General features: G+C 53.3%; 3 protein-coding genes. All 3 read right to left on the bottom strand.

Annotated features, from left to right (window positions below; translation table 11 throughout):
• Positions 1-959: HflX-like GTP-binding protein (locus ACOSYY_RS02730; RefSeq protein ID WP_526023269.1), on the bottom strand; the 959-nt coding region annotated here is incomplete at its 3' end.
• A 112-nt stretch (positions 960-1,071) separates the two neighbouring features.
• Positions 1,072-2,193, bottom strand: a complete 1,122-nt coding sequence (gene tsaD / locus ACOSYY_RS02735; RefSeq protein WP_421660739.1) for a tRNA (adenosine(37)-N6)-threonylcarbamoyltransferase complex transferase subunit TsaD — start codon at positions 2,191-2,193, stop codon at positions 1,072-1,074.
• 108 nt (positions 2,194-2,301) lie between these two features.
• The coding region (locus ACOSYY_RS02740; RefSeq protein ID WP_421660738.1) for an AAA family ATPase at positions 2,302-3,330 on the bottom strand (1,029 nt) is incomplete at its 5' end.

Raw genomic sequence — 3,330 nt, forward strand, 5'->3', positions numbered from 1 at the left:
TGTATCAGTTCCCGTTCTAAATGCGTGATGCGGTCACGAACGCGGCGACGATCGGTTTCCAGTTTGGTTTCGCCCGGTCCACGAGTACCGATCCCGCCACCCAGGCGCGAGAGTTGCGCACCTTTCCCCGACAATCGTGGAAGTACGTACCGTAGCTGCGCTAATTCCACCTGCACTTTACCCTCACGACTGTGAGCTCGGCGAGCGAAGATATCCAGAATCAACTGCGTCCGGTCAATCACCTTAATGTCCGTCATCTCTGAAATTGCCCGCAGTTGAGCAGGCGACAACGTTTGATCAAAGATTACCATGTCGGCGCCCCGATGGAGCGTCCGAATCAAAACATCCTTCATCCTACCACTCCCCAAGAGATACCGCTGATGTCCATCCGGCGTTCTTTGAACTACACGGTCGACCACCGTAACGTCGGCGGAGGTCGCCAGTTCAGCCAATTCGGCCAAACGCTCTTCCTGCTCGGATCGACTTTTAACAGAGGCGCTGACAAGTATCGCCGATTCCTTACCGCTCTCGACCGTATAGTGTGCTCGAGCCTGCTGAAGGTCTGCGTCGAGCTCTTCGAGGAACTGGTCGAACATCATTGTCAGATCGTGGAAGGGAATAGCCTTGAGTACTTTGAACAACTGACCGGTCGAATTGGGTGCCAACAGATGAGCCAAATACAGATTGCCTGGTCCGCCACCCTCGGTAATGGAGAGAAGGCCAATAAGATCAAGTCGCAAGAAGGCGAGGTCGGTGAGTACCTCTTGATTTAAGGGCTGATCGTGCAGTTGCGTACGAATGAACCTCAAACCACGGAGCGATCGTGTACCCGTACGAAACAAGGTCAGCGTGGTTGGAGACAACGTCAAATCCGTTCCCACAATCACTTCCTGAACTTGCCCTCGCCGTGTCAATAGCACGCCGATCGGACGACGGAGTTCAACAGTCAACTGGACCATTGTCCTTGCGAGTTCGTGGGTAATAACCTTGTCGGGTGGGACACGACGTCGGTAGAGTCGTTCGATCGACGCTACTTGGCTGGTGCGTAGTCCTGTGATCTGACCTCGAATATCAGGAATTGGCGTCCTCCTTGTTCCTTAGAGAAACCGGTACTTTCTGGGTTTCGTCATGAATCGTCAGGCCTCTCTCAGCCCGACTGATATCGAGATCTGAAAATGATCGTTCTCCGTTCATCAGCAACTGACGCCCCGCTGAGGCAATCATGGCGGCGTTGTCGGTGCAATACTCAAGAGGTGGCAGCGATAGACGAATGCCTTCACGTACCGCGCGCGCGCTCAGCACGGTCCTCAACCGGGAATTAGCTGACACTCCTCCCACGACTGCGAGCGCAGCAAGGTTTGACTGCTTGAGAGCAGCGAATGCCTTCATAACCAAGACCTGCACAATAGCCTCTTGGTAGCTGGCCGCCAAGTCCGCGGTCTGGTGAGATTGCAGAGGGCTGCCCATTTCTCGTAACTTATACAACAATGCGGTCTTGAGGCCACTGAAGCTGAACTCAAGACTGCTTTTTGCCCGGTGGAATCGAGGAAATCGTATGGCCAGTGAATCACCCGAACGTGCGAGTTGATCAATAGCTGGTCCGCCAGGATACCCCAAGCCAAGCATCTGGGCTCCTTTGTCAAACGCCTCACCGGCGGCATCGTCACGAGTGCATCCCAACAGGATACATTGGCCACCCAATTCATGGCGATAGATATGGGTGTGACCACCCGATACAACCAGCACAATACAGGACCGTGGGAACATCGGATCGGCGAGCCATGCGGAAGCGATGTGGCCCTGCAGATGATTGACCCCGACGATGGGAAGACCCAAGCCGTAGCTCAAGGCTTTGGCATAATTAACTCCCACCAAAAGCGCCCCAGCCAATCCGGGTCCTTGCGTGACGGCCACGGCACTCAGAGTATCTTTCGAAACTTGGGCTGTCGCCAGGGCTTCTCCGACGACCATGTCGATCCGCCCAAGATGAGCACGTGCTGCCAGTTCCGGAACAACGCCTCCGAACTTTTCATGGACGGTCACTTGTGAAGAAACTACGTTGGAAAGCACCTCTCCTTCACAACTGAGTACGGCTGCAGCCGTTTCATCGCATGAAGACTCGATTCCAAGAACTGGCCCCGGGCGCCATCGAACCTCAGGTTGAAATTCTGCCCCATTGCGTTGGGAAAACATCTCGTTACGAAGAAACCAGATGGCATTGAATAACAAAACGGCCCCTGTAGCAATCCGCCACAGAGGCCGCTAACGATTGTATGAAGACCTGAATGATCACAAAGCGTACTATACTCCGGCCATTGCCTCCTGCTCGATAAAGGTCGGAGCGCCATCCCGAAGAACCACTTTCACCTTGCGGCTTTCTTTGAAACGCCCCCTGATTAGCTCATCGGAGAGGGGGTCACCGATGGCACGTTGGATAGCCCGCCGCATCGGCCTCGCTCCGTACAACGGCTCATAGCCCTCTTTGATGAGCCATTGCTTGACTTCGTCGTCGACCTCAATTTCAATCCCTTTATCCAATAGGCGGAGGTTCAACTCACGGAGCAGGATGTCCAAGATGCTATAAAGCTGCTCTTTTTCTAATTGATGGAAAATTACGATCTCATCGATCCTATTGAGGAATTCAGGACTGAATGATTTCCGAAGTTCTCCGAGCACTTCCTCCTTCTTCCGACGTGCCGCTTCCCCTTCTGTGCTCTGGAAACCCAGGGAAACTCCCTTCTGAATCATCTTTGTCCCGATGTTGGACGTCATAATGACGACCGTATTCTTGAAATCAACCTTACGTCCGAGGCTATCAGTCAACACCCCGTCGTCCAATACTTGAAGCAGCACATTGAACACATCCGGATGTGCCTTCTCGATTTCATCGAACAATACGACGGAATAAGGACGTCGGCGGACCTTTTCGGTCAACTGTCCGCCTTCTTCATATCCCACATATCCGGGTGGAGCGCCGAAGAGACGGGAACTCGTAAATTTCTCCTGATACTCGGACATATCGACACGAATCAGCGCATCTTCACTATTGAACAGGAACTCTGCCAATGTCCTGGCCAGTTCTGTCTTGCCCACGCCAGTCGGCCCCAAGAAAATAAACGATCCGATTGGTTTCCGAGCTTCCTTCAAACCGGCACGAGATCGACGGATGGCGCGGGCGACTGCGGAGATGGCCTCATTCTGACCGACGACTCGCTTATGAAGAAACTCTTCCATACGCAGCAGCTTGTTGGACTCTTCTTCTTCCAGCTTAAAGAGCGGAATACCGGTCATTTTTGAAACGACGTAGGCGACATCCTCTTTGCCGATCAC

The organism is Nitrospira sp. BLG_2 (assembly GCF_049222245.1).